Source organism: Burkholderia sp. Tr-20355 (genome assembly GCF_017104685.1).
Lineage (GTDB): Bacteria > Pseudomonadota > Gammaproteobacteria > Burkholderiales > Burkholderiaceae > Burkholderia > Burkholderia seminalis.
On sequence record NZ_JAAGPK010000422.1, the window covers coordinates 1 to 235 of the forward strand.

Below are 235 nucleotides of genomic sequence, written 5' to 3' on the forward strand. Positions count from 1 at the left end.
AGCTCGATCACTTCGCTGTCGACCTCAACCTCGACGGGCCTGTCGTCGGCAAATAGCTCGATCGCTTCGCTGTCGACTTCGACCTCGACGGGTCTGTCGTCGACGAATAGCTCGATCACTTCGCTGTCGACCTCAACCTCGACGGGCCTGTCGTCGGCAAATAGCTCGATCGCTTCGCTGTCGACTTCGACCTCGACGGGTCTGTCGTCGACGAATAGCTCGATCACTTCGCTGT

1 protein-coding gene is annotated in these 235 nt (G+C 58.7%); it reads right to left on the reverse strand.

Annotated elements, in window-relative coordinates; translation table 11 throughout:
- Positions 1-235, reverse strand: a 235-nt coding sequence (locus G3N62_RS35750; protein ID WP_206141573.1) for a hypothetical protein, incomplete at both ends; no start/stop codon positions are given.